Below are 4,051 nucleotides of genomic sequence, written 5' to 3'. Positions count from 1 at the left end.
CGGCGGGCGGCCGGGGCCGGCAGGCGGCGGCCAGCTTGCGCTCCGACCCTCGGCCCGTTGCTCGGGCTCGGGCTCCAGCGTCAGAACGCGGCTCCATTGCCATTCGGCCTCGCGTCGGCGGCCGACCTGCCAATAGGCGTCGCCCAGGTGGTCGACGATCTCGGCGTTGGCGGGCTCCTTGGCGACCGCGCCCTCCAGGGTCTCGACGGCGAGGTCATACTGGCCCTGGCGGTACTGGGCCCAACCCAGGGAGTCCTGGATGTTGCCGTTGTCGGGATCGGCGGCGTGGGCGCGAGCGATCATCTCCGCCCCCTGCTCGACCCGGCGGCCGCTGTCGACCCACAGATAGCCGAGGTGGTTCAGCATGATCGGATCGTCCGGCTTGGCCTGAAGCGCGGCCCAAAGCTCGCCCTCGGCCTCTTCGATCCGGCCCAACCGCTCAAGAGCGGCGCCGCGCAGGAAGCGGAACGAGGCGTTCTGGCCGGCCACGTTGACGGCCGGCCTGTTCAGGATCGCCAGCGCTTCCTCATAACGCTCCATCGAGATCAGCTGGCCGGCCAGGTCGTGCGAGATCATCGGCTGGTCCGGCGCCGCGGCGTCGGCGCGGCGCAGGGCCTCGACCGCCTCTCCGGGGCGTTCGTCGCGCGCCAAGCTGAGGGCGAGATTGTACTGGGCCCCGGCGTAGAGGATGGGATCGGCGCGAGTGACGCGCGAAAAGGCCAGACGCGCCGGCGCTTCTTGCCGCGCCGAGGCCAGGCTGTGGCCCAGGCGCAGGACGATTTCGTCGGATGGGTCCAGACTTTCCGCCAGGCGCAGGAAGATGGCTGCAAGCTCGTGCTGCTCGCCGTGGGAGGCCCAGAGCGAGGCGAACTGCAGCGCATCCGCCGCGGTTCGCTTCGGCGTGGCCAGCTCGGGCGGGCGGCCGCGGCGACGCACGCGTTCGAGCGCGGCCGCCGCGCGCGGCTCTGGAGCCTCGCCCGCCAGGGCGGCTTCATAGAGGCCCTGCGCTTCATTCCGCCGACCCCGACGCTCCAGGAAGCCGCCGTAGTCCATGCCGTAGAGCTGAGCTCCCCCCGGCAAGGCGACCAGCGTCCGGTACTCTTCGTCGGCCTCGGAGAAGCGGCGACGGCTTTCCAGCGCGCGGGCGCGCTCAAGCCGCAGGATCAGGACGGCGGCGCCGTCGGCGGACGCGTCGATCGGCTTCAGAGCGGTCGCCTCGTCGCCCGCGGCCAGGGCGATCACGGGGGCCAGGTAGCGCGCGACCTCGTTGAAGGGACGAGTGAACTCGCCGGCTTGAAGCGCCGCCAGACTGCCGCGGGGATCGTCTTGCGCCAGAAGCTGGACGACCCCCACCAGCCGGCCGGTCTCGCCTAGCAACGGCGTGTCCTGAACTGTCGGCGTCAGGCGGACCACCGCGTCCAAGTCGCCTGAGAACAGGCCTTCGCGGAAGGCCTCGTCGCCGAGGGCCGGCTGTTCGGGCGTCAGGGCCTGGCTATCGGCGAGGAACCGCGCGGCCAGGTCGCGGTCACCGCGCAAGCCCGCCACGCGGCCGGACAGATACAGGCCGTAGGCGGAACGGCCGGCTTGATCGGTCGGGATGGGGGTCCAGACATCGGGGATGGCGGGCGCGACCGGCTCGGCTTCCGCGGGCTCTTCCGCCGGGACGATCTCGGGCGGGCGTATGACGGGGGCGAGATCTTGCCCCTCCGGCGCGACGATGACGCCCGGGACCTCGCCTTGGCGCGGATTCAGCGGCGGGTCGACCACGATCGGCGCATCCTGCGCGACGGCGGGCAGCGCGATCAGGGCGGCGCTGGCGATCAGGGCGAGGCGAAGGGAGACGTGGCGCATGATCGGACATTTTCCGCTTTATGCGGCGACCACAAGGCCTCTCGCCCGCCAGGCTCACATATTGGGGTAGTTCGGGCCGCCGCCGCCCTCGGGCGTGGTCCAGACGATGTTCTGCGACGGATCCTTTATGTCGCAGGTTTGCAGTGGACGCAGTTCTGGGCGTTGATCTGGAAACGCGGCTCGCCGCCGCCCTCGGGCGTCAGCACCTCGTAGACCCCGGCCGGGCAATAAAGCCGGGCGGGTTCGCCGTACTTGGGCAGATTGACCCGGATCGGCACGGACGGGTCCAGCAGCTTCAGGTGCGCGGGCTGATCCTCGGCGTGGTTGGTGTTGGAGATAAAGACCGAGCTGAGCTTGTCGAACGACAACTTTCCGTCCGGTTTCGGGTAGGCGATCGGCTTGTGCTTCGAGGCCGGCTCGGTCGCGGCCGCGTCGGTCTTCTTGTGCTTCAACGTCCAGGGCAGGTTCACGCCGAAGATCGACGAGACCCACATGTCGAAGACGCCGAGCGCGCCGCCCAGCGTGGTGCCGAAGCGCGACAGGTAGGGCTTGGCGTTGCGGACCGCCTTCAGCTCTTTATAGACCCAGCTGGCCTCATAGGCCGCCTGGTACTCGACCAGCCGGTCGCCCGAGCGGCCGGCCATCACCGCCTCGTAGGCGGCGTCGGCGGCCAGCATGCCGGTCTTCATGGCGTTGTGACTGCCCTTGATGCGCGGCACGTTCACGAAGCCGGCCGAACAGCCGATCAGGACGCCGCCCGGGAACGAAAGCTTCGGAACCGACTGGAAGCCGCCCTCGGTGATGGCGCGGGCGCCGTACGAGACGCGGGTCCCGCCCTCCAGATGCTCAGCGATCGCCGGGTGATGCTTGAAGCGCTGAAACTCGTCGAAGGGCGAGAGGAAGGGGTTCTTGTAGTTCAGGTGCACGACGTAGCCGATGGCCACGTAGCGGTCGCCGAAGTGGTACATGAAGCTGCCGCCGCCGGTGAACTCGTCCAGCGGCCAGCCGGTGGTGTGCTGGGCCAGGCCCGGCTGGTGCTTGTCGGCGGGAACCTGCCACAGCTCCTTGATCCCGATGCCGAACTTCTGGGGCTCGGCTTCGTCGCACAGGTTGTGACGGGCCATGACGGTCTTGGCGAGCGAGCCCCGGACGCCCTCGGCGATGAAGACGTATTTGCCGTGCAGTTCGATGCCCGGCTGGAACTCGCCGGTCGGCTTGCCCTCGCGGTCGATGCCGAAGACGCCGGCGACGACGCCCTTCACCCGGCCGTCGGGTTCGTCCCAGACGATGTGGCTGGCGGCCATGCCGGGGTAGACCTCGACGCCCAGGGCTTCCGCCTGCTCGCCCAGCCACCGCGTGAGATTGCCCAGCGAGGCGATGTAGCACCCGTGGTTGTGCATCATCGGAGGCAGCAGCGGCATGGGCAGCTCGGCCTGGCCCATCGGGCCCAGCACCAGGAACCGGTCCTTGGTCACCGCCGTCTCGAGGGGCGCGCCGCGCTCCTTCCAGTCGGGGAAGAGCTCGTTCAGCGCCCGGGGATCGATGACCGCGCCGGACAGGATGTGGCCGCCCAGCTCGGCGGACTTCTCCAGCACGGCGACGCTGATGTCCTTCCCGTCCTTCTCGGCCCGCTGTTTGAGGCGGATGGCGGCCGAGAGGCCGGCCGGGCCGCCGCCGACGATGACGACGTCATACTCCATGACCTCGCGCTCGACGCCAGCCAGGGCCTCGGCGGGGGGCAGCTTGTCGATCACGGCTTCCTGCCAGGCGTTCGCGGCGCCGCCTTCGATCGCTTCCTCGGCCATGCCCCTGAATTCCCTCGTCGTCCGTATGGTCTTGCTTATGCGCCTTATCGGAAGGTGACGCGACGGCGGTCAAGGACAATCCCTGCGAGGAGGTCGCAGGAGAGGTCAGAGGAAAGGGCTCGGCCCGGCCTCAGCCGATCATGTCCTGTTCCTGGATCATCCCCCGGACATCGCCCGTCCAGCGGGCGTACTCCTTGAGGACGCAGTCCCGATCGGGGCAGGCGTCGCGGCGGGCCAGGAAAGCGCGACCGCCAGAGCGCAAGTCGTCGCGCAGGATGGCGAAGCGCCCGGCGCGGGCGACCACGGCGGCGAGTTCGCGGTCGGCCCTCGCCAGCTCCCCGTCGCCGCAGATCATCCGCTCGACGTTCCGGCTGGCACGGGCGCAGTCGAAACTG

The 4,051-nt window shown here is 69.7% G+C and carries 2 protein-coding genes and 1 pseudogene; all 3 read right to left on the bottom strand.

The window, feature by feature from the left end; all coding sequences use genetic code 11:
• The coding region (locus AC2W7C_RS14305) for a tetratricopeptide repeat protein (RefSeq protein WP_486002033.1) at nucleotides 1-1,851 on the bottom strand (1,851 nt) is incomplete at its 3' end.
• Between the two features lie 54 nt (nucleotides 1,852-1,905).
• Nucleotides 1,906-3,551 (bottom strand): annotated as a pseudogene (locus tag AC2W7C_RS14300) (electron transfer flavoprotein-ubiquinone oxidoreductase).
• 235 nt (nucleotides 3,552-3,786) lie between these two features.
• Nucleotides 3,787-4,051 (bottom strand): lysozyme inhibitor LprI family protein (locus tag AC2W7C_RS14295; RefSeq protein ID WP_486002032.1); only part of this gene is annotated, 265 nt, incomplete at its 5' end.

It is taken from the genome of Brevundimonas sp. CURTG3B2_SDJG (assembly GCF_057364705.1).
Note: the sequence above shows the minus strand (reverse complement) of the source record. Positions and strands in the feature narration are given on the sequence as shown.